The sequence below is a fragment of the Caldithrix sp. genome, assembly GCF_056497305.1.
This window is the reverse complement of sequence record NZ_JBSMDE010000075.1, coordinates 26892-49122: the sequence shown is the minus strand read 5'-3', so window position 1 is coordinate 49122 and position 22231 is coordinate 26892. Positions and strand designations below refer to the sequence as shown.

Sequence of the window (22231 nt, the reverse complement as noted above, 5' to 3'; positions counted from 1 at the left end):
ACAGAATAATGGAAGATAAAGATTTGAAGAATGTGATGGATGAAGGTTTCAGGCCGGAAGACTATTATTGCGATGCGCAGCCTAAAGTCGTTACTCCGGTGGCCAACAAGATTGTCCGCAAATTTTACAACTGGGCCCAGGCCAATTCACTGTGGATTTTAGCCTTTGGCACAGGGTGCGGCTCCATTGAGTTGCCACCGCTGTACACCGCGCGTTACGATGTGTCGCGTTTTGGCATTTTCCCCCGGCCCACGCCGCGCCAGGCCGGCGTGTTTATCATTAGCGGATACCTTTCTGTAAAAACATTAAAGCGAGTGATTCGCAGTTACGAACAAATGCAAAATCCCAAATTTGTTCTGGGATTGGGCAGTTGTACGGTGAATGGCGGCATGTACTTTGACAGCTACAATACCATTAACCGCCTGGACTATTACCTGCCGGTAGATGTTTACATTGCGGGATGCATGCCGCGGCCCGAGGCCCTGATTGCCGGTTTCAATACATTAAAACAATTAATAAAAGAGGGCAAGGCCGAAGGCGCCAATAAATATGTCGAAAACTTTGAATGGTACAAAGCCAATCAAAAGAAAATCATTAAAAACTGGGATTTGCCGGAATACAATTGGTAGGTGACTATGGAAAATATTCTTGATCGTTTGGACCAAAGATTTTTTGTACAGGTCCGAGATGTACAGAGGCCCGATCTGGCTTTTGTAACCGTAAAACAGAACGTTGCTGTGCAGGCCATAACCTATTTACGCGATGTCGAAGGATTCCGCCATCTGGTGCTGATTTCTGCAGTGGATTACATGGAGCAAAACCTGTTTCAGTTAACCTACATTTTACACAATTATCAGTTACACAGCGATATTGGGGTACGCGTGGAAATTGATCGTCAGAATCCGGTGATGGACAGTATTCACCATCTCTGGGCCGCAGCTCAGGTGTATCAGCGTGAAATCAAAGAAATGTTTGGCATCGATTTCCCGGGCAGTCCACGTATTAATGAACCCATGATCCTGGAAGGCTGGGACAACATTCCTCCCATGCGCAAAGAATTTGACACCAAGAAGTATTCGGAGGAGACCTACTTCCCGCGCGAAGGCAGAGCTACCTGCGATCCTGTAAAAATTATGGAAAAGAAACTTTACCGTGTAGAGGCCGAGGTTAAATATGAAATCAAAAGAATCGTCCGCAACAATCGAAATAAATCAACAGACGCTGGCTAAAACGGTTTCAAATCCCTGGCAGCCATTCTGGGCCGAGCCCAAAGAATTCGATTTAAAATCAGGGAAATATCTAAAAATCTGGCATGGCCCTCAGCATCCTGGGGTAACGGGCAACATGGCCCTTGAACTGACCTTACAGGGCGATGTTGTGGTGGATTGTAAAACCCATGTGGGCTACCTGCATCGCGGTTTTGAAAAGTTAATGGAGCGTCGCAAATTCATTCAATGCTTTCCCATTGTCTGTCGTATTTGCGTTCCGGAACCGGATTACAATGAATATCTTTTTGCCGCTGCCGTAGAAGAACTTGCCGGAATTCAGGTACCGGAAAGAGGCCAATGGATACGTACTATGGTGCTGGAATTAATCCGTGTGGCTTCTTTGACCATGGGTCTGGGCGGACAGGCCGGCGCTTTTGGCCTGGTGCCTGTTGGACAATGGGGTGTGGCCCATCGTGATTTTATTCTGGATTTATTTGAAGAATTGACAGGCGGCCGCGTTTACCACATGTACATTATTCCGGGGGGGGTTCGCCAGGATTTTCCGGATGAAGGCTTTGCCGATCGTGTGGAAAAAGTGCTGCAAAAATTAGAAAAGTTGATTCTGGATATTGAAAGGCTGATGTTTAACAATGCGGTGTTTAAAGCCCGGGCTAAAGGGTTGGGCATTATTCCCCCTGAATGGATTGAGCCCTTTGGAATTACCGGCACCACGGCCAGGGCGGCGGGCATTCCCATCGATGTGCGTAAAAACAATCCCTATCTTGTTTATGATCAGCTGGATTTTGAAATGATTTTAGGTACGGAATCCGATGTGTACGAGCGCTCTTTACTGCGCAAAGAAGAGATTTTGAATTCCATTCATTTAATCCGCCAAATTTTAAAACGCATGCCATCCGGAGGTCCGGTACGCATCAAATTGCCCAATGTGCTGCACTGGAAGGTACCAGCCGGAGAGACCTATGTGAGAGCGGAAACAGGACGCGGAGAAATGGGTTACTATCTGGTTACGGACGGAAGTGAATATCCGCGGCGGGTGCATGTCCGCGGAGCCAGTTACACGCATGCCATGGCCCTGCTGGAACAATTGGCCGTGGGCGTTAGTATTGCCGACGTGGCCGGATTAATGGTCTCTTTGCAAACCTGTCCACCTGAAATTGAACGTTAATGCAGATTGCGAATTAAAAAGGATGTAAGTGATGAGTCTAAAAGATGTGCTTTCACCGTTTACTGCCTGGAAACGAACGTTAGAAAAGCCCTTTACCATTAAAAAGCCGATAACCGAACGTGTGGGCGCTGATCGCTATCGTGGTTTTCATGTGAATGATGTCGAAAAGTGTATTGGTTGCGGAACCTGCGAAGAAATCTGTCAAAATGAAGCCATCGATATGGTTGAAGCCCAACCGATTACAGCCAAAAAGGGCGACAGCGGTTTGCGTCCGCAAATCGATTACGGACGTTGCTGTTGGTGCGCTCTGTGTGTCGATGTGTGCCCTACCGGCTCCTTGGGCATGTCCAATGACTATATTTGGGTTACGCCCAATGCCGATGAATGGGTTTTTAAACCAGGTATTGATGAAAAAGAGTGGAAAGATGACGACAAAGGCTATCGCAGGAGCGAAGAAGCCTGGCTGTTAGATCCGGAACAGGAACCCATGCCCGTGCTCGAACCGGAAATACGTAAAAATACGTTTGAAGAAATGGCCAAAGGTTACCAGGTTACTATGGCCCTGGAAGAAGCCAGTCGTTGCCTGGAGTGCGGCATCTGCATCGAGGCCTGCCCAACGCACATGGACATTCCGGAATACATCCGCGCCATTCGGGAAAATCGCCTGGAAGACGGGCTGAAAATTTTGTACGACACCAATCCCTTCTCCGAATCGTGCGGTCGGGTTTGTACGGCCCGTTGCCAGGACGTTTGCGCTCTGGGGCATAACGGCGAACCCATCGCCATCCGCTGGCTCAAACGTTACATCACGGACAACACCTACGAAAAACGCAATGAAATTTTAGGCATTGGCAATCCTTTGCCCCAACTGGACAAAAAGATTGCGGTCATTGGCGGCGGTCCCTCCGGGTTGACTGCAGCCTTCTATTTGAGAAATTATGGCTACCAGGTTACGGTTTTTGAAAAGCACGATAAATTGGGCGGAATGTTACGCTATGGCATTCCGGAGTATCGCCTGCCCAAAGCGGTGCTGGATCGTGAGATTAAAACCATTCTGGACACCGGAGTGCAGGTGAAGTACAATGTGGAAGTGGGTAAAGACATCAATCTTAAAGAGCTGCAGGAAACCTATGATGCGGTCTTTATTTCTGTGGGCGCGCAAAAAGGTACGGAAATGCCCATCGAAGGTATGAACACGCCGGGGGTGCTAATCGGCGTGGATTTTCTGGATCGCATTGCCCAAGGTGAGCGCCCGGATCTGGGAGAAAAGGTTGTGGTAGTCGGCGGCGGAAATACTGCCATGGATGTCTGCCGATCTTCCGTGCGTCTGGGCGCAAAAGAGGTGCAGGTCCTTTACCGCAGAACTGAACAGGAAATGCCGGCCAATGACGAAGAAATTGAAGAAGCCAGAGAAGAAGGCGTGCACTTCGAATTTTTAACCTCGCCCATTAAAATTTCACGCAAGGGACAAAAGCTGGAAATTGAGTGTTTGCGTATGAAATTGGGAGAACCGGATTCCACGGGAAGACGCCGACCCGTTCCCATTGAAGGCTCCAATTATGTGGTGGAAGCTGATACCTGTGTGATGGCCATTGGTCAAAAAGTGGATAGTGAAATGGCTTCCCAGGTAAATGTAAAGACAACGCGCTGGGGAACCTTTGACATTGATCCCAATACTCTGCAAACCAATGTGAAAAATATTTTTGCCGGTGGAGATTGCGGCTTTGGCCCCGACGACGCCATCCGCGCCATTGCCGATGGTAAAAAAGCCGCCTATTTTATCAACAAATATCTGACGAAGATTGGCGAGCCTCTTGTTGAATAGAAAGCGTTCTAATCCAGTGTAGAGTTTTGAATGAGATTGAAGGAAGAAAGCGATGGAAAAAGTGCACAAAAACTTAAGTTTTGCTTCAACTGAGGAAATTTTACAGTTTGCCATTGAAAAAGAAGAAGAAGCAAAGACCTTTTATGAGCAGTGGAGTCAGAAGGTAAAGAACAGAGCCGTCAGGGAAGTATTGCTCGAATTTGCCGGTGAAGAGCAAAAACACAAAGAGTTGTTGCAAAAAATTAATGCCGGCCAGAGCTTTGACCGACCCAAAGAAACGGTCATTGATTTAAAATTAGGCGATTATTTTGTACCGGTAAAAGCCCAGGAGAACATGACCTACGAAGACGCTTTACGTATTGCCATTCAAAGAGAAATTGGAGCCAACCGCCTTTACACCTACCTGGCCAGCATTGCTGGAAACCAGACCGTCAAAGCGTTGTTTGAGCGCCTGGCTCTTGAAGAATCCAGACACAAGATGCGCCTGGAAAGCATGTACGACGAAGATATTTTAACGGAGAATTAGGGCGCCATTGGTTGTCTTTCCTGTGCTTTCTTCTGTGAACGGCGATCTCTCTGCCTTAGTTTGAATTGGACTGAGCTCCCGGGATGAATTCATTTTTCCCCCGGCGCCGAACCATGGAAAAACAAATCCTTAAAACTAAGGCAGCAAAGTCGCACCCCAAAAACTTCTTTAAAAAATGACAGGCTGGTGCCCTGGAACCCTTTAACTCTTACACTCATATCCTCTTAACTTTACTCCTCCAACAGCATGAGTCATTTCACGAATTAGCCCTCACCCCCTCGATACCCCTCTCCCAGAATAAAAATCTGGGAGAGGGGGAAGACCAGTGGGGGAAATTTTGCAACTGTGTAGGAGATTTCCTCTCATGGGCCTGTTCATTATTAATGGGAATTCGGCACGTCGGCCCGATGCTCATTCAACCATTCAACAAATCAACAATTCAACAGTTTTATTTCCTCACACCGCACAAAAATTTTTACACGCTAAAGCATTACATCTTTTGAAGGAAGTATTCTAACAGCTGCCCATTTATTTTCTACTATTTTTATTTTCATTTAATTCCTGAGTAACCTATATTTTTACAAGAAAATAGAAGGAGCCGCTATGGGAGGCATTTTTCATCAAGTCGAAACCATCTTTTCGTTTACCCTTTTTTCCATTAATCAAACGCCAGTTACTCTGGCCTCTATTATTTTGTTCTTCCTGATGCTAATCTTCTTTTTCATTTTCTCCAAACTGTTTAATCGCTTTATTTTAAAACGCCTGTTGATTCGATTTGGGGTCGAGGTTGGCCTGCAGTTTACTCTAATCCGCGTCAGCCACTATTTGCTGATGATTACCGGCGTCGTCATTGCCTTTCAATTTATCGGCATTGATTTGAGCGGTCTGGCTGTAATTTTTGGGTTGTTGTCAGTGGGTATTGGTTTTGGCTTGCAAAATATTACTTCCAATTTTGTGGCCGGCTTGATTTTGCTTTTTGAACGGCCCATTCAAATCGGAGATCGCGTGATGATTGGCGATCTGGAAGGCGATGTTACGGATATCAACATCCGTTCAACGACCATTCGCACGCTTAATAATGTGTCGATTATTGTACCAAACTCTGAATTTATTTCCAATAAAGTGGTTAATTGGTCGCATGGCGATACGCGCGTCCGAATTGAGGTGAAAGTAGGCGTGGCTTACAGTTCCGATCTGGATCTGGTTTTAGACACCTTAAAAGAGGTTGCCAGGGAAAATCCGAAGGTTTTAAAACATCCTGAACCGGAGGTGATTTTTGAAAACTTTGGCGATTCGGCCTGGAACCTGAATCTACGTGTCTGGTTGCCATCACCGCATCATCATCATCAGATTAAATCTGAACTGAACTGTGCCATTGTACGCAAATTTCGTGAAAGAAATATTGAAATTCCCTTTCCGCAACAGGACGTGTACATTAAAGAAGTTCCGGCTTCACAATTTTTTAAGCAAAACAGTTAATGTCATTTTAAAAAGGGGCGATGAGGCCGGGTGGAAATACGCGTCAAAGCGTTATCCACATGCGTGCCTGCTCTGGCAGACTTTGGAGCTAATGGATTTGTTTAATTTTTGAAATATTTGGTCGATTAGAGAAGTTGGAATAAAATAAATAGGGAACAAGCCATGAAAAAACAAATTTTAATCCTGCTCGCTTCACTTTTCTTAATCGGTTGTATTTCAACAAATAAACCGCTTGAACAAAAAGCAACGGTTTCGGTGGACCCTTTTGTCCAGAATTGGCTGAAAAAGCCGGCTGCTGTGACATCAGAGAAGATAGCCGTTTTGATTATCAGTAACGCCCCGTTAAAAGAGTATGGCTTTTTAAAACACGCTAAGGGAAATTATTACACAGGGCACCTGACACGCGATCAGTTGCAATTACTTTTGAAGGACAAGCGAATCATTCGTATTTCCGGAGGCGAGCAAAAGCCCCATCATAATTAATTTGGAGAGCATCATGCGCATTTTTATGTTTCTATTTTTAAGCCTTACCTTTCTTTGGGCCCAGATTATCGATCCCTATTTAAACCATGTAACCAGAACCAGGCTGGCTAAAGTGCGTGAACCACAGCAAATACACTTAATTGTCAAAGGGCAGGCGAACATTGCAGATCGGCTTTACCAGGCGGGGTTTGATGTTCAAAGTACTGTGGGCCAATACGCTACGGTGGTCTTGCCCGTCTCCAGGCTGGGCGAATTGGTTGGTGTACAAGGCGTGGAGCGAATTACCTACGGAGTTAAAAGCAAGCCTCTCAACTCAATTGCCGTGCGTTACCAGAATGTATTTAAAGCATATGAAAAAGGCTACATGGGCTCCGGCGTGATCGCCGGCATCATTGATACCGGCATTGATTTTTACCATCCCATGTTTTTAAAAGATGGCAAAACGCGCATTCTGGCCATCTGGGATCAAACAATCGATGGCAATGCTCCGGAAGGGTACAGCTATGGAACCGAATTCACCGAAGCGCAGATTAATCAGGATCTGCAATCGGGCGCGCCGTACAGTGTGGTTAACCATCACGATACCGATGGGCATGGCACGCACGTGGCCGGTTCGTTTGTCGGAGCCGATGCCAGCACATCACCGCCGGATACCATAGATGGCGGAGCGCGTCAGGCGAGCATTGTGGTCGTAAAGACAACGTACAAAAATGCCGATATCCTGGATGCCATCAATTACATTTTTGATATTGCAGATCAGCAGAACAAACCCTGTGTTATTAACATCAGCCTGGGGCATCAGTATGGTCCGCACGATGGCACGGACGATTTTAATAGCGCTGTGCAAAATCTGGTTGGCCCGGGCCGCATCATTGTACGATCGGCTGGCAACGACGGAGCAAAAGCCATCCATTATTTTAAAGACAATGTGGTCAGTTCAGAACAGATTCACTTTGGCTATGTGAAATATTTGACCCTATGGCTGGAACAGGGCGACAACATCTTGTCCGTCAGCCTGAGCTGGTCTTCGGGTTCCATTAACAATGTGGTTCAAAATGGGCACAAAAGCAGTAATGGTATTGATCTCTATTTATTGCCTGCCTCGGCTCATGCCAATGGCAAAATAGGCGTTTATGTGTTCATGGACAATGCAAATTTAAAGAACGAAACCTTTACCTTAACCTTAAATGGCCTTTCCGATGCCAACAGCAACGGAAAAATAGCCCGTCATGCCTGGGCCGATAGTTCGGTGATTGATCAGCCGTATGGGGCTTTTTCACAGGGGACTTTGTACGGTAACAATTTTTATCCTTATACCTTAGCCAATGATGCCTGTACGCCCAAGGTGATTAGCGTTGGCGCTTTTATTACCAGAGAAACCTGGCCGGCCAGCGATGGTAATTCCTACCACTACCCCAATAGCGGCGATGAAGGGGGTATTGCGGCCTTCAGTTCCATTGGTCCCACCGGCGCAGACCAGCAAAAACCCGATGTCATTGCCGGAGGTACAATTATTCTTTCGGCCCGAAGCAGAGACGCCGGATTTGCCCCCGAGTTTTTACCGCCTGCTCCCTACACAGACCACTACGCGTACATGCAGGGGACTTCCATGGCGTCCCCGGTGGCGGCCGGAGCTATTGCCTTGCTGTTAGAAAAAAATCCAACCTGGGGGCCGCAGGAAGTCATCGACTATTTGTCGCATCATGCTCAGGGCACAAACCGTGATCCAGGTATTACGGCTGAGCAGGTGAAAGTTAAAGACAATCCCAACACCTGGGATCGGGTTTTTGGTTTTGGGGCCATCGATTTAACCAATGCTTTTATTACCGATACCATTGAACAGCCGGAAAATACACCCCAGGATTTTGTTCTGCTCCAGAACTATCCCAATCCCTTCAATCCTTTAACGACCATCGAATACTATTTGCCGGAAAAACAGAATGTGGTGTTACGCGTTTTCAATGCCCGAGGCCAGCTCATTGAAACGCTGGTGAACCAGGAACAGAGAGCGGGCCGGAAATCGATTGTCTTTAACGCTTCGGCGTATGCCAGTGGCATTTACTTTTACCAGTTGATTACAGAGTATAAACAACAGACCAGGAAGATGGTTTTCATAAAATAATAGAGGGGGCCCCTTACTAAATTTTTTTTAGCAACAGCGGGAGATCAAAAGCACAAAACAGGTGGGTAAGTCCGAACTCTACAATTCGCGCACAACCATGGTTACCTTGCCCAAAATCATCACTTCCGGTGTTTTTTCTTCAATGATGATAGGAGCGGGTTGATCATCGGCAGTTTCCAGGCGAATGTAATTTTTATTGAAGAATATTTTTCGAATAAAAAGTTTCTCTCCAAATTTTACGGCAGCAATATCACCGGAACGCAAGCGGCTTTGCAGATTAACGGTTAAAAAATCGCCTTTTAAAATGCCAACGCCGGCCAGAGCGTTATCCATGGCCTGAACCGTAATGGAATCGCGATCTTCTTTACTGAAATTTTGAATCAGTTCTCCCAGTGAGAACTTGCGTAACAACTGCCGGTCTTCTTCTTTTAAATGGACTTCTCCGATAACTGGAATCTGGTAAAATTCATTAACGCCATCTTTCATAGGCGAATCATCGATCATTTGTTTCATGCCTGGCATTCTTCAACTAATTTAATGAATTTCGCGGATGAGCCCGACCACTTTCCCCTGAATAGACCACTCGCCGCGGGGATGAATGTCATGATAATTAGGGTTTTCCGCTTTTAAATAGGCTTTGCCTTTTTCGGTAATCAGGCGTTTAACGGTGACTTCATCGCCAACCAGGGCAACCACGATGTCTTTGTTTCTGGCACGTTTGGTAGAGGTCACAATCAATAAGTCGTCTTCGTGGATGCCAGCGTTAATCATGCTGTCGCCCTGTACCTTAAGAGCAAAGTAACGACCTTCCTTTTTGATTAAAGCCCGTGGAACCGGAATGTATCTTTCCACATTTTCCTCAGAAAGGATGGGAAAACCGGCGGCCACGCGGCCGATCAAAGGGATCTGTACATCATTGCTGGATTGGACCTGGTAGCGGGGATCAATGATGCGTAAACCGCGGGCCGAAGAATCTTTTTCCAGATATCCTTTTTGCACCAGGGCGTCGATGTGTTTTAGGATGGCATATTTGGACTTCACCTTCATCTGATCGGCTAACTCCTGATACGAAGGCGGGTAGCCCTTTTCCTGAATATGGTTGGCAATACGTTCTAAAATTTCTTTTTGTCTGGCTGTAAGAGCTTTCATGACGCTCTCCTGCTTGGATGAACTTTTGTACACCATTATACAAAAGTACAATTAAAATGTCAAGAGAAAGTGGGGCGTTTTTAAGTTTACTTTAATCGTTGCCGGAGATTAAAGCAATGAAAATTTGTTCAATCGTGCGATTGTCCTGCTCAATTTCTGCTTTACTCAAATTTTTAATGATTTGTCCCTGATGGATTATCAGGATCTGGTCGCACCAGTCGGAAAGGATCGGTAACACATGGGAGGCCAGCACAATCGTTGAGCCCTCTTTTTTTAAAGTCAAAAGATGTTCTTTAAGGCGCAAGAGTGAAAGGGTGTCCAGTCCGTTGATGGCTTCGTCAATAAAGAGGTAAGCCGGTTGATCAATCAGGGCGGCGGAGAGCAACATCTTCTGGCGCATGCCGTGCGAATATTCATCAATTAAAATGGGCAGAAAATCGTGCATGTCAAACAAAACGGCCATGCGCTCAATGGCCCGGGGAACATCCTTTACGCGACGAAGCGCAGCCACAAGCTGTAAAAATTCCTGGCCGCTCAAATAGTTAAAAAGTTCGGTCTCTTCCGGAGCGTAGGTGCAATGGGTTTTGATCCATTTCCGCTCTTTTTTAACATCGTGTTCGTCAATGGTGATCCGCCCTTCAAAGGCCTGAAAGAGGCCCAGCATGCTTTTAATCAATGAAGACTTGCCGGCGCCGTTAATTCCTGCCAGGCCGGTAATGCTGCCGGATGGAATGGTGGCAGTGACATTCTTTAAGGCTTGAAAATCTTCGTAAAATAGGGAAACATTCTGTAATCGTATCATGCTCTTCAGCTCCTTAAAAAGCGATAGCTTTTGAAAAGGTAAAAAGACAAAAAGACAAGGCTAACCAGTGGGCCCAGGAAGTTGTCCCACAAAGTGAGAATTAGAAAGAACAGAATCGAAAAGTGAAAAGTAAATCCGGCTGTAGCGGGATCATCAAAAAAGATGATCTGGAAACTCATCATGGAGATTAAAATAGCGGCTGCGGCCAGAAACAGTGCAAACAGCAATTGCCAGTGTTCAGTAATCGGGATGTGCGCCAGATGTAAGGTAAAGCTGAAAAAAGACAGAAGAAGCAGAATAAAGCCAAATTCAACCAAAGAGCGGGCCGTGAAATATTTAAGAAAATTCAAATGTAAGGTTTTAAAAAACCATTCCGGTTCCCGTTGGCCATATTGCGGGGTAAAGAACTGCCCGTAATGCCACCAGATCAAAAATAACACAAAAAAGGTAAACAAGTTAACCGCGCGATCGGTAAAAAGAGTAAAGAAAAGTTGGCCCAGTAACGGAATAGAGATCAGCACAAGCACTTTTTGTTTACGATAAGCGGGGTCTCGCCACAGTGAATAAAAATTGCGTTTTAACAGAGCCAGCCAGTCGTTAACGGATTGCAGCGGTGGCCCTTGTACAGATGGCCTTAAACGGTTTTTGAGGAGTAAAGGGTAAAGGTGCTCTAAAGGTGTTCTGGCGTTTTTGTACAAAATAAAACTGGTAATCGGGAGCAGGAGCAGGAAAAGAAATTCCATTCGTCCGAAAAGATCGGGGATTAAAAAAAAGAGGGCGCTGACCGAAGACAAAAGGAGTGTTGTTCCCAGTTGCAGCACAAGAAACCCCTTTCGGTTTTGCAGGCGCAAGAAGGCTGTGATGCTAAAAAAGGTTGCCATTCCGCTGGCCAGAACAAAGCAACCTGCAAAAAGAATGGCCGTTTGCAAATCTGTGCGAATTTCTGCGGTCCCAAAAACGAAAAAGGTCAGCCAGCCCCAGCTCCAGTTGCGATGGAGGTAGTAAGCCAGAATCTGAACCACACTGGAGGTTGAAAGCGGCAGGCTGCGCAGCAAGGAAAGCGGCAATTGCCCGCGGAGACGGCGCGTCAGGTAATAGGAAAAAGCCGCCAGCAAATAGACAAGAAATCCATTAATGACTAAAAGGTAAAAAAGGGGATGTGTTTTTTGCCAGTTTTCCACAAAGGGCTGTAAATAGTAAGACGCTGCCAGAACAACAAAGCCCCAGAGTAGAAGGCTTTGTAACTGGTGCCAGAGGCCTAACTGACGAAAAGAATTAAGCGATTGGCGTAACAGTAACGGTAAAATCACTTTTCTGATTTTGCTTGTTTCATCTTCTTTACGATTTCCGGAATGGCATCTTTGTGCACTAAAAAGGCCAGCACTTTTAACTTTAAATAATCTTCATGAAACATAAAGTAGCCATTAAACTCCGGTTTCCCTTCCCAGGCGGTGCGCCAGGAATCCTTGGCTAAAAACCAGTCGTCTCCCCGTTTGCGACAATAGCCCACAAAATGCATCAGATGGTCGTCCGTAGTAGATTTGTTATTGAAGCGCAGTTCGCGGGCATTGGCATCAATGAATTGGCCGGGGATGTCAAAAGGCACAACAAAGGTGGCGTCAAATTTACCCTGACGACCCGGTTCGCCAATGTCGCTGTCAAAGGCCACGGAGAATCCCCGCTTTAAGGCCTTTTTAATTCCTGAGTAAAATTCAGCAAGGGGAACGTTGAAATAGTTCTTATTGTGCGTCCAGTTATCCGGAACTTTTAATTCAATGAACTGATAATAGGGGGCGTACTGAAACGAAGTAACCATGACGTAATCGTCCCAGGGCAAACGCACCACTTTTTTTAAGAACGATTTGGGATCGTATTGTCGACCTTTGTATTTAAAGACCTGCGGAGGAACGCCCATGTGTTTGTACAAAATTTGTCGGGCTTTGAACAACACCAGGTCCTCATCCCACAATTGTAGAGCTTTTACGGCTTTCAGGAGCGAATCAATTTGCGCGTACATTGGATGTTGATTATAAACGGATTGCTTTTCCGGCAACCCACTAAAGTTTTGATAGGGCACGATGCCGTATTTTTGTACCATGTCCAGCACGCCTGTAAAGAGGTCGCCAGGTGACACGCGGGATTGGCCGTGGGTTTGTACGAAACGACGCACCTTTTCGATGTACACATGAAAGAAAGAGTACATCATAGAGAGACGAACCGTGTCCAATCCTAAACGCTGCATTTCACTTTCCAGGAAAGAGGTGGTGGCAAAGGCCCAGCAGGCCGAAGTCGTGCCCTGATCCAGGGCGGGTAAATGGGCCAGCAGTTTAAATTCTTTTAAATGTTGCGGCTGGTGCAGTTTTTTTAGATAGCTTGCGCTGTCAAATGTTGGATATTGCCCAAAAACCACGGAAGAAGCCAATAATAGGCAGGCGATTAAGCGACGCATTGTGATCTCCACGATTTAGTTTTATTGTTAAAAATAAACAATAATTTGTTTTGATCAAAATTACGTTGGGGCTGAAACCAGGCTACAAAATGGGGAAGAAAAAACAGGGAGCGCGGAGCGGCTCCCTGTCAGATGCCATTATTTTAGCAGGATTACTTTTTTTCGGATTTTAAAATTTTGATCATAGGTTACCTGATAAAAATAAACGCCGGAAGGAACCCGATTTCCGGAGTTATTGGTCGCATTCCACTTCACCTGTTTCAGGCCGGGTTCGCTTACCTGGTCCAACAACACCTTAACGCTTTGCCCCAGGATGTTGAAGACCTCGACACGAACGGGCATGGCTCTGGGCACTAAAAAGGTAATGGTGGTCGTGGGGTTGAAAGGATTGGGCGCATTGGTAGCAAATTTAATGTTCGATTGCAGTTCAATCTCTTCCAGATTAACATTGGTTAATTGTTCCACCTGAGCGCTGGCGGCGGTGGTGCTACCGCATTCTTCCACATTGGCTGCGGCGTCATATTGCCAGCCCGATTTAGAAACATTATCGACGCAAAAGGTGTAATCGCCATCGCCAAAGACCCAGGAGGAGTAAATGGTAGCCCAGCCGTTGGAATCGGTTGTGCCGGAGGCCGAACCACTAACACTGCCCGTCCAGGTGCCATCAACCGTGGCATTGTCGACCGCGGCCCCATTGCTGTCCAGCACCTGCACTTCCGCTTTGCCGCGCGTAATAATCCAGAACGATTGTTTGGTTACATTCACCTGATTCACATGCATGGTGGGCTGACTGGGCTGGTTAACGGTAATGTAATCCACTTTGGTTTTTGTGTCAGAGCCGTAAGCATTGCTGGCTGTCATGGAAACGGTGTAAGTGCCGGCGTTGTTGTAGGTGTGTGTCGGATTCTGTTCGGTGGAAGTGGCGCCGTCGCCAAAATCCCAGTTCCAGGAAGTAGGATTATTGCTGGAAAGATCGGTGAAATTAACGGTCAATGGAGCGTCGCCAGAAGTAGGAGAAGCGGAAAAATCAGCTACCGGCGGATTGCCGCTGGGCTGATTGACGGTAATGTAATCGACCCTGGTTCTGGTGTCCGAATCACAGGAATTCGAGGCGGTGAGGGTCACAGTGTAGGTTCCGGCGTTATTGTAAGTGTGTTGTGGATTTTGCTCACTGGAGGTCGTCCCGTCGCCAAAATCCCATTGCCAGCCGGTTACCGTACCGCTGGATTGATCGGTAAAGCTGACGGTTAGTGGCGCATCACCGGAGGTGGGAGAACCGCTAAAGTCGGCGCTGATGGGCTCGTACACTGTAATCAGGTCGGTTTGCGTGTTTGTGTCCGATCCGCCGGGGCCGCTTACCGTCAGGGAAACGGTGTAGGTGCCCGGGTTATTGTAGGTGTGCTGCGGATTTTGCTCGCTGGAAGTGGAGCCGTCTCCAAAATCCCATTGCCAGCTATCGATCTGTCCGCTGGATTGATCGGTGAACTGTACGGTTAAAGGCGCGCAACCGCTGGTGGGATCGGCTGTAAAGGCAGCGGTAGGCGGCGGTGTGGCGCCATCGTTTACGGCGTTAAAGGCGTTGACCCGTCCCGCGCCTAATTTGCCGGCGTAAGTGGGGTTCAGGTCGTCAAGGGGGTCTGCGGTGTCGAACAGGCGTTGTTTAACCTGGCTGGCCGACCAATCCGGATGTTTGGACCAGATCAGGGCGGCTACAGCAGCGGCATTGGGGGCGGCCATGGAAGTGCCGCTTAAAGAGGCGACGTAGTCGGTATTGGGATCATTATGGTCGTGGTAAGTGGAGTAAATATTGTCGCCCGGAGCAGAAATATCAACCCAGGTGCCATAGCTGGAAAAACTGGCTTTTTTGTCATTGGCGTCGGTGGCAGCCACAGAGATTATGTCAGAGCGACCGGTCATGTAATCGGTGTCTTCGTTGTCGTTGTTTCCAGCGGATTTAAAAATAAGACGCTGATCTCCGGCCAAAAAGTAGTCAATGGCATCGCCAAGGCCGCCGGAATTGGACGATCCCCAGCTACAGGAAGCGATCTTTGCGCCATTATCGGCAGCGTAGTAAAAGGCATCGGCGGCAAAATCCATGCTCACGTAGCCCTGTTCCCAGATGAAGAATGAACCCGAGTAACCGATGCGCAAAGCCATTACTTTAACGCCGTTGCCGGTTTCGGTCTGGCTGCCATTGAGGAAGCCGCCGGCAGCAGAGGCCACAGCGTAGCCATTATTGTTGATGGCGCCGACGATGCCGGAGGTGTGCGTTCCGTGGCCGTTAAAATCCCGCGGATCATTATCCGGCGTGGTGTCGTCTTCGCCCGGGTAGCCATTAACGCCATCCACAAAATCCCAGCCAATCCAGTCGTCAACAAAGCCATTACCGTCGTCGTCCACACCGCTCTGACCGTTTTTTTCGGCCCAGTTAATCCACATGTTGCCTCGGGCTGCCTCCGGATTGGAAGAGGAAGCGTTGGCCCCGCCAAGGTCTTTGTGGTAGTAGCGAACGCCTGTGTCGAGAATGGCCACGATGATGTTTTCGTTGCCATCTTCAATCTCCCAGGCCTCTGGAGCGTCCATGTCATGGTCGTTGCTTTGATCTAAATGCCACTGTTTGCTGAAATCCGGATCATTGGGTAAAGTGGCGTCAACCGCATGAATGCCGATGGGCTGAGCATCTACAATACCACGCAGCCTGCGGTAAGTGCGGGCCACCTGTTCCGGATCAACATCTGCCTTGAATTGCACTTTAAACCACTGCCTGGGGTCGATGGTTCTGCCCTGATAGGTGCGGGCTTTGAGGTGCGGATATTTTTGAACCATGCTCTGGACAGCAAATTGTCGATTTAAGGCATCCAGTTGTTCAATGCCTGTCAGACCTGTCGTGCGTGCCTTTTCTTTGTCCACTTTTGCCAATAAAGCAGGGGCTAACTTGACGACAATCTGGTGTTCTTTAAAACCAACAAAGCGTGGCGCTGTGCGGTCAGGTTGTTGCACCTGTTTTATTTTTGCTTGTTGGGCAAATAGCATGCCACTGAGCAACAAAACAAGTGTAAAAAAATTAACTAAGAACCTCATCAGGGCTCCTCCTCTTAATTAATTGAACCTAATTTAATCCATACGATTTAAACGATTGCTGCTTTAAAAGCTGACAGGCAAAAGAGTGGTGTTCTTCATCCTTGAAGGCGGGTTAAACAAGGCAGGTTTCGGATCTTTTTCCATAAGACCTGAAAAAAGGTTTCAAAGAACGTGCAAAATCTCCAATTTATTTTTAACTAAAAATAGATTTGTTAAATTTCCGGCATTACACAATTAAACAGAAGAGGTATCTGTAATATCGGTAAAATCCTCAATTTTCAAACGCATTTTTTGGCCGGCCATTTCGGAATGCATGATGGCATCAAAGACCTGGACCAGGTGGGGGTCGAATTGTGTACCGGCGGATTTTTTAATTTCCTCAAGGGCTTCTTCGGGCGATTTAGCATCTTTGTAAACGCGACGCGAGACGATGGATTCATAGGCATCAACAATGGCCAGAATGCGGGCCAGCCGCGGGATTACGTTGCCCTGTAAACCATCGGGGTAGCCGCTGCCGTCAAAGCGCTCGTGGTGATGACGGATGATGGCCGCCACCTCTTTGAGTTCATCGATCTTACCCACAATGTTGCTGCCTACCACCGGGTGTTCCTTGGCCACGCGATATTCCAGCTCGTGGAGATGGGAGGCTTTGTTGAGAATGTGGTCCGGCATGCCGATTTTACCGATATCGTGTAAAATGGCAGCCAATTCCAGGGTAAATTGTTCTTCTTCACTCAAATTAAGAGCAATGGCCATCATGCGGGCGTGTCTGGCTACGCGTAACGAATGGCCCGAGGTGTAAGGGTCTTTGGCCTCTAAGGCTGCAATTAAGGCCTTAATGGTTTTAAAGAGAACCGTCGCCTTTTGCGGGGAATTCTTTTTCTGCTCGATGCGCAATCGTTCAAAATTGCGTTCAATAATCGCCGGAAGATTTTTGAGATTGAAAGGTTTTTTCAAAAAATCGGTGGCGCCTTTTTCCATGGCCTCATGAATGATTTCCTGTTTTTCAGCGGCGGTAATAACCACAAAGGGTAAATTGAAACGGAACTTCTTAACCTCTTCCAACAACTCCAGGCAGGTGCCGTCCGGCAATAAGTAATCCGCCAGAATCAAGTCAAAGGGCACTTTTTTGATTAAGTCCAGAGCCTCGCTCAGGGTGTTTGCCCCGTGACACGAGTAGCCGTAAAATTCCAGTGTTTCCAGAATGGTGTTAAACGCAATGCGTTCGTCCTCTACAAGTAAGATTGTTTTATCTTTGTTCATCTGAATGCCTCAATTCCGGTTATTGCTTCGCCAACAATCAGGGTGTGAATATCATGCGTCCCCTCGTAGGTGTACACCGATTCAAGATTCAACATATGCCGAATGGTCTGGTATTCATCAATAATGCCATTGGCCGCCAGAATGGAGCGTGCGCTGCGAGCGATTTGCAAAGCCTGGTGCACATTATTGCGTTTGGCCAGAGAAATGTGGTAGTGTCTGGCTTTCCCTTCATCTTTCATTCGGCCGATTCTAAAATTAAGCAACAAACCTTTGGTAATTTCGTTAATCATTTCCACTAATTTTTGTTGAACAAGCTGGAAGCCCGCTATGGGACGGGAGAATTGACGGCGCGTTAAGGCGTATTCGCGCACTTCTTCGTAACAGGCCATGGCCGCTCCGATTGCTCCCCAGGCAATGCCGTAACGCGCTTCGTTTAAACAGGACAGCGGAGCACGCAGTCCCTTGGCCAGGGGCAAGCGGTTTTCTTCAGGAATTTCACAATCTTCAAAAACCAGTTCGCCTGTATCGGAAGCGCGTAGCGAAAACTTACCATGGATTTTATTTTGCGTGAATCCTTTGGTCCCCTTTTCCACTAAAAATCCGCCAATGCCTTCATCCGTTTTAGCCCAGACAACGGCAAGATCGGCCATGCTGCCATTGGTGATCCACATTTTACTGCCATTAATTCGCCAGCCGCCGTCAATCTTTTGGGCCCGGGTTTCCATGCCGCCGGGGTCGGAACCGTGATCCGGTTCGGTTAAGCCAAAACAGCCAATTTTCTGCCCGCTGGCCAGCAAAGGCAACCACTTCTTTTTTTGCGTTTCTGAACCGTACTGGTAAATGGGAAACATGACCAGGCTGTTCTGCACCGATCCCATGGAGCGCAGACCACTGTCTCCGCGTTCCAGTTCTTGCATGGCCAGGCCGTAAATAAAGTAACTTAAGCCGGCTCCACCGTATTCCTCGGGAATGGTAATGCCAAACAATCCCAATTCGGCCAGCCTGGGCACCAGCTCAAAGGGAAATTCAGCGCGCGCGTGGTAGTCGCGAATAATCGGGATGTATTGCTCATTGACGAATTCACGCAAGGTTTGCATGATCATTTTTTCGTCTTCAGAAAGTTCCTCAAAAAGGTGTAAAAAGTCGCTGCTCTCGATCATAGAATAATCCCTCAATTAAAGAATGTACAAGATAATCAATTTGGATGAGTATTCGCAAATTTAATATTACTTTCTCAAAAAATAAATGCAAACTTTGTATGGGCAAAGCATTTTTTTCATTATTTAATTCAAGGACATTTTAAATTGTACACAAAGAGCTTGCGTTCATTTGAAAATGTGTCGCTTTACGTCTTATGAAGATCAGTTCACTTCATAAAAAATTTAATTTTATCTGTTTTGGGATTAAATTATCGCCTGTGGAAAGAATCAAAAAGGATGTAACGGCCTTTGCTGCAGTAAAAATCTTTTATTTACAATTATTTGGAACAAGGGCACAAAATAAATAGTTTTAAGTTTTCAAATAATAAAATGTGGAGAACACATGCCGCGTATTTTATGGGTAGATGATGAAATAGAAAGATTACAGGCCCACATTCTGTTTCTTAAAGAAAAAGGATATGATGTGGCCACAGCTACCAACGGAGACGATGCTCTTTACCAGGTAAAACACCAGGATTTTGATCTGGTTTTAATTGATGAGATGATGCCTGGTAAAGATGGATTGACCACCCTGAATGAGATCAAAGATCTTTATCCCTACCTTCCGGTAATTATGATTACCAAGAACGAAGAAGAGTCGCTCATGGAAGAAGCCATTGGCCAGCGCATTGACGATTACCTGACCAAGCCGGTTAATCCCAGTCAAATTTTAATGGCCTGTAAAAAGATTCTGGATCGCAAAAACATTATTGAAGAACATCGTACCCAGGTACTCAGTAATCAAATGAGCCAGCTTTCCCTGGCTTTGATGAATCCCCTGTCAACCGAAGAGTGGATTGATCTGGCTATTAAAATGTTTAGGCTGGATATGGACCTGGATGAACTGTTGGATCAGAATTTCAGGCAGATTTTGTATGACCATCGTCGTGAGATGAACGTAGAGTTTGGAAAATTTATTGAAAAACATTATGCTTCCTGGGTGCACAGCGAAAAACAACATGATCGACCGCTGTTTAGTACCGACATTGTGCAAAAATATGTTTTGCCTTCTTTACAAAAGGGCAAAAAAGTAGCTTTTGTGGTCATCGACTGTCTGCGTCTGGATCAGTGGTTATCCCTGGAACCCTACTTTTCAGAATGGTTTCGCATTGATCGCCGGCACTATTACTCCATTCTACCCACGGCCACACCCTTCTCGCGCAATGCGCTGTTTAGCGGTCTTTTCCCGGAAGATATTGAGAAGTACTATCCTGATCTGTGGTCCTTAAATGAGGACGATGAGAGTTTAAATCGCTATGAAAAAGAGTTACTGGATTTGCAATTAAAACGCCATGGCCTGGATCTGGGAAATAAATTAAAATATGTCAAGGTGATGAACAGTGATGATTTACGTCGCCTGAGCAAAAGTTTAAACAATTTAATGGATGCCCAATTACTTTCCATTGTGGTCAATATTGTTGATATTATTGCTCACAGTCGCTCTGATTTACCGATCTTAAAAGAGATTGCTCCGGACGAAGCCGCATTCCGAACTTTGACGCGCTCCTGGTTCGAGCATTCACCGCTCCTTTCCATCATCAAAGAAATAGGTAAGAGCGGGACAACGGTATTTATTACGTCGGATCATGGTAGTGTGCGCGGTTTACGGGGTACCAAGGTGATTGGGGATCGCGAAACGTCGACCAATTTGCGCTACAAGTATGGCCGCAGTTTAAAAGCTGATCCCAAACAGACGATCTTTATTAAGGAACCGGCGGAATGGCGCCTGCCAAAACGGGGAATTAATACAACCTATGTTTTTGCCAAAGAAGATTTTTATCTGGTTTATCCGACCAATTACAATAAGTATTTGAATTATTACAAAGATAGTTTTCAGCACGGTGGGGTGTCCATTGAAGAGATGATTTTACCCATCGTTAAATTAGAGTACAAACAGTAAGTGTAATTCCGGGCCCTTATGCAGTTTTCTTTAAACATCAAAGCCGAAAGTCAGGAAAGGGAGAAGCAGGTCATCATTCTGGCCTTTATTCTTTCCTTGCTTTTTCACCTGTTCATCTTCTGGCTGTTAACAAAAGAAAATGTACTGGACAGCAAAATAAAGATTGCAGAGAAAAGCCCGCCCGAAGAGGTGGTCATCACTTTTCCGGAAAACAAACCAAAAACAAAGGAATGGAAAATCGTTGAGAATGTGAACGAAAACAATGAAAAACCGGAAGACACCGATCTTCTGTCCGATCAAAACTCAAGAGCCAGGAATCCGGAGCGAACCGTTCAGACGGGGGCTTTACCAAAGAGTACGGGCAATGTAAATTTGCCGGATTATTCCGCTGCCCCAAGTTTTAAAAATTTTCAGACTTTTCAGACCAAGACCTTCAATAAACAAGCGTTGGTTGGCGAAGGGAGTAAGACTCAACCTCTGGACCAAACTTCGTCCAGGCCTGAAGCACTGGCTCAGCAATCCCAATTTCAGCCGGGCGCCAATCAGGTCATGAATCAAAAAAAGTTTTCTGTGGAAGACATCGGAGCCATCTCACTCAGTACGTACAAGTGGGAATGGGCGCCGTACGTAAATGCGTTTAAAAACAAGTTGTACCAGGTATGGTTTGCACCGCCCGCCTACTATCAGTTAGGGCTCATTCACGGCTACACCATCATCCGTTTTACCATTGATCGCGATGGGCAATTAATCGATTTTGCCGTATTGAAGCAGGTCGGTCACAAATCTTTAGAGGTGGCCAGTAGCGAGGCAATTAAGGCGGTGTTTCCATTCCTTCCACTTCCGGAAGATTTTCCGGAAGAAAATTTAACCATAACGGCCAAACTAATTTATCCGGATTTAAGACAGGGGAGATGATTTATGTTAGAACTTTTCCAGCGCGGTGGAATTATGATGTATCCACTGGCACTCACTTCGCTCATTGCGGTGGCTTTTATTATTGAGCGCGCTATTTCGTTAAGAAAGAAGAAGATCCTGGTACCGGAGATTCTTTCTGTGGTTGAAAACTTCAGCTCATTAAAAGATATTGACCTGGCCCGCAACATTTGCCAGAAGTACAGCGGCCCCCTTTCCAACATCATTCTGATGGCGTTAGATAATTTTCAGGTGACTAAAGAAGAGATGCGGGAAATCTTAGAAGATCAGGGCCGGCAGGAAATACGCGTTTTGCAGCGCGGGCTGGTCTGGTTAGAAGCCATTGCCGCCGTGGCGCCGCTCATGGGGCTTTTAGGGACGGTTTTAGGCATGGTGCAGGTTTTTAATGTGATTCAGGATCAGGGCATTGGGCAAACGGCCGCGCTTTCCGGCGGCATTTCACAAGCGCTCCTGACTACGGTTACCGGCCTTTTTGTCGGCATCCCGGCGCTGATTGCTTACTACTATTTTTCCCACAAGTCCGAAAATCTAATCCTGGACATTGAAAAATACACCAATCAACTGGTGAATAAAATCATGCACATGAAACAGACGCCAATTGGCGAAACCATTGAAAAGTAGGTGAT

At 46.5% G+C, this 22231-nt stretch carries 19 protein-coding genes; 11 read left to right on the top strand and 8 right to left on the bottom strand.

All coding sequences use genetic code 11. The features are described 5' to 3' along the window. Positions 1–8: 8 nt before the first annotated feature. From nuoB to ACWB0I_RS06500, 8 genes are all read left to right on the top strand, one after another. Positions 9–629, top strand: coding sequence for an NADH-quinone oxidoreductase subunit NuoB (gene nuoB / locus ACWB0I_RS06535; protein WP_479387244.1), 621 nt, complete (start codon positions 9–11; stop codon positions 627–629). A 6-nt stretch (positions 630–635) separates the two neighbouring features. Further along, positions 636–1229, top strand: a complete 594-nt coding sequence (locus tag ACWB0I_RS06530; RefSeq protein WP_479387243.1) for an NADH-quinone oxidoreductase subunit C — start codon at positions 636–638, stop codon at positions 1227–1229. Then, positions 1174–2394 (top strand): NADH-quinone oxidoreductase subunit D, encoded by a 1221-nt coding sequence (locus tag ACWB0I_RS06525; protein WP_479387242.1) that lies wholly within the window; start codon positions 1174–1176, stop codon positions 2392–2394. The genes ACWB0I_RS06530 and ACWB0I_RS06525 overlap by 56 nt, the downstream gene beginning before the upstream one ends. A gap of 31 nt (positions 2395–2425) precedes the next feature. Further along, complete coding sequence (locus ACWB0I_RS06520; RefSeq protein ID WP_479387241.1) at positions 2426–4219, top strand: FAD-dependent oxidoreductase; 1794 nt, start codon at positions 2426–2428, stop codon at positions 4217–4219. A gap of 52 nt (positions 4220–4271) precedes the next feature. Further along, entirely contained in the window at positions 4272–4745 is a 474-nt protein-coding gene (locus ACWB0I_RS06515; RefSeq protein ID WP_479387240.1) for a ferritin family protein, read from the top strand. Positions 4746–5348: 603 nt separating this feature from the next. After that, on the top strand, positions 5349–6224 hold the full coding sequence (locus tag ACWB0I_RS06510) for a mechanosensitive ion channel family protein (protein WP_479387239.1): 876 nt from the start codon (positions 5349–5351) through the stop codon (positions 6222–6224). A gap of 162 nt (positions 6225–6386) precedes the next feature. After that, on the top strand, positions 6387–6707 hold the full coding sequence (locus ACWB0I_RS06505) for a hypothetical protein (protein ID WP_479387238.1): 321 nt from the start codon (positions 6387–6389) through the stop codon (positions 6705–6707). Positions 6708–6720: 13 nt separating this feature from the next. Next, positions 6721–8829, top strand: a complete 2109-nt coding sequence (locus tag ACWB0I_RS06500) for a S8/S53 family peptidase (RefSeq protein WP_479387237.1) — start codon at positions 6721–6723, stop codon at positions 8827–8829. A gap of 78 nt (positions 8830–8907) precedes the next feature. Here ACWB0I_RS06500 and ACWB0I_RS06495 read toward each other — a convergent pair whose 3' ends face one another. The 8 genes from ACWB0I_RS06495 to ACWB0I_RS06460 form a co-directional block, all read right to left on the bottom strand. Further along, entirely contained in the window at positions 8908–9342 is a 435-nt protein-coding gene (locus ACWB0I_RS06495; RefSeq protein WP_479387236.1) for a LexA family protein, read from the bottom strand. A gap of 21 nt (positions 9343–9363) precedes the next feature. Then, the gene (gene lexA, locus ACWB0I_RS06490; protein ID WP_479387235.1) at positions 9364–9978 is read right to left on the bottom strand and encodes a transcriptional repressor LexA; all 615 of its coding nucleotides are present in this window, start codon (positions 9976–9978) and stop codon (positions 9364–9366) included. A gap of 91 nt (positions 9979–10069) precedes the next feature. Further along, positions 10070–10780, bottom strand: a complete 711-nt coding sequence (locus ACWB0I_RS06485) for an ABC transporter ATP-binding protein (RefSeq protein WP_479387234.1) — start codon at positions 10778–10780, stop codon at positions 10070–10072. Positions 10781–10785: 5 nt separating this feature from the next. Then, positions 10786–12090, bottom strand: a complete 1305-nt coding sequence (locus tag ACWB0I_RS06480) for a hypothetical protein (protein ID WP_479387233.1) — start codon at positions 12088–12090, stop codon at positions 10786–10788. Beyond that, on the bottom strand, positions 12087–13229 hold the full coding sequence (locus ACWB0I_RS06475) for a C1 family peptidase (RefSeq protein ID WP_479387232.1): 1143 nt from the start codon (positions 13227–13229) through the stop codon (positions 12087–12089). The genes ACWB0I_RS06480 and ACWB0I_RS06475 overlap by 4 nt, the downstream gene beginning before the upstream one ends. Before the next feature lie 138 nt (positions 13230–13367). Beyond that, a complete protein-coding gene (locus ACWB0I_RS06470; RefSeq protein ID WP_479387231.1) occupies positions 13368–16310 on the bottom strand; it encodes a PKD domain-containing protein in 2943 nt (980 codons plus the stop codon). 234 nt (positions 16311–16544) lie between these two features. Beyond that, positions 16545–17573, bottom strand: coding sequence for an HD domain-containing phosphohydrolase (locus ACWB0I_RS06465; protein WP_479387230.1), 1029 nt, complete (start codon positions 17571–17573; stop codon positions 16545–16547). After that, the gene (locus ACWB0I_RS06460) at positions 17570–18733 is read right to left on the bottom strand and encodes an acyl-CoA dehydrogenase family protein (protein WP_479387229.1); all 1164 of its coding nucleotides are present in this window, start codon (positions 18731–18733) and stop codon (positions 17570–17572) included. The genes ACWB0I_RS06465 and ACWB0I_RS06460 overlap by 4 nt, the downstream gene beginning before the upstream one ends. Before the next feature lie 382 nt (positions 18734–19115). Between ACWB0I_RS06460 and porX the strand changes: the two genes are divergently transcribed. The 3 genes from porX to ACWB0I_RS06445 are packed head-to-tail and all read left to right on the top strand — an operon-like array spanning position 19116 to position 22226. Continuing rightward, complete coding sequence (porX, locus tag ACWB0I_RS06455; RefSeq protein WP_479387228.1) at positions 19116–20672, top strand: T9SS response regulator signal transducer PorX; 1557 nt, start codon at positions 19116–19118, stop codon at positions 20670–20672. A gap of 18 nt (positions 20673–20690) precedes the next feature. Further along, a complete protein-coding gene (locus ACWB0I_RS06450) occupies positions 20691–21587 on the top strand; it encodes an energy transducer TonB (RefSeq protein WP_479387227.1) in 897 nt (298 codons plus the stop codon). 3 nt (positions 21588–21590) lie between these two features. After that, positions 21591–22226, top strand: coding sequence for a MotA/TolQ/ExbB proton channel family protein (locus tag ACWB0I_RS06445; protein WP_479387226.1), 636 nt, complete (start codon positions 21591–21593; stop codon positions 22224–22226). Positions 22227–22231: the final 5 nt, after the last annotated feature.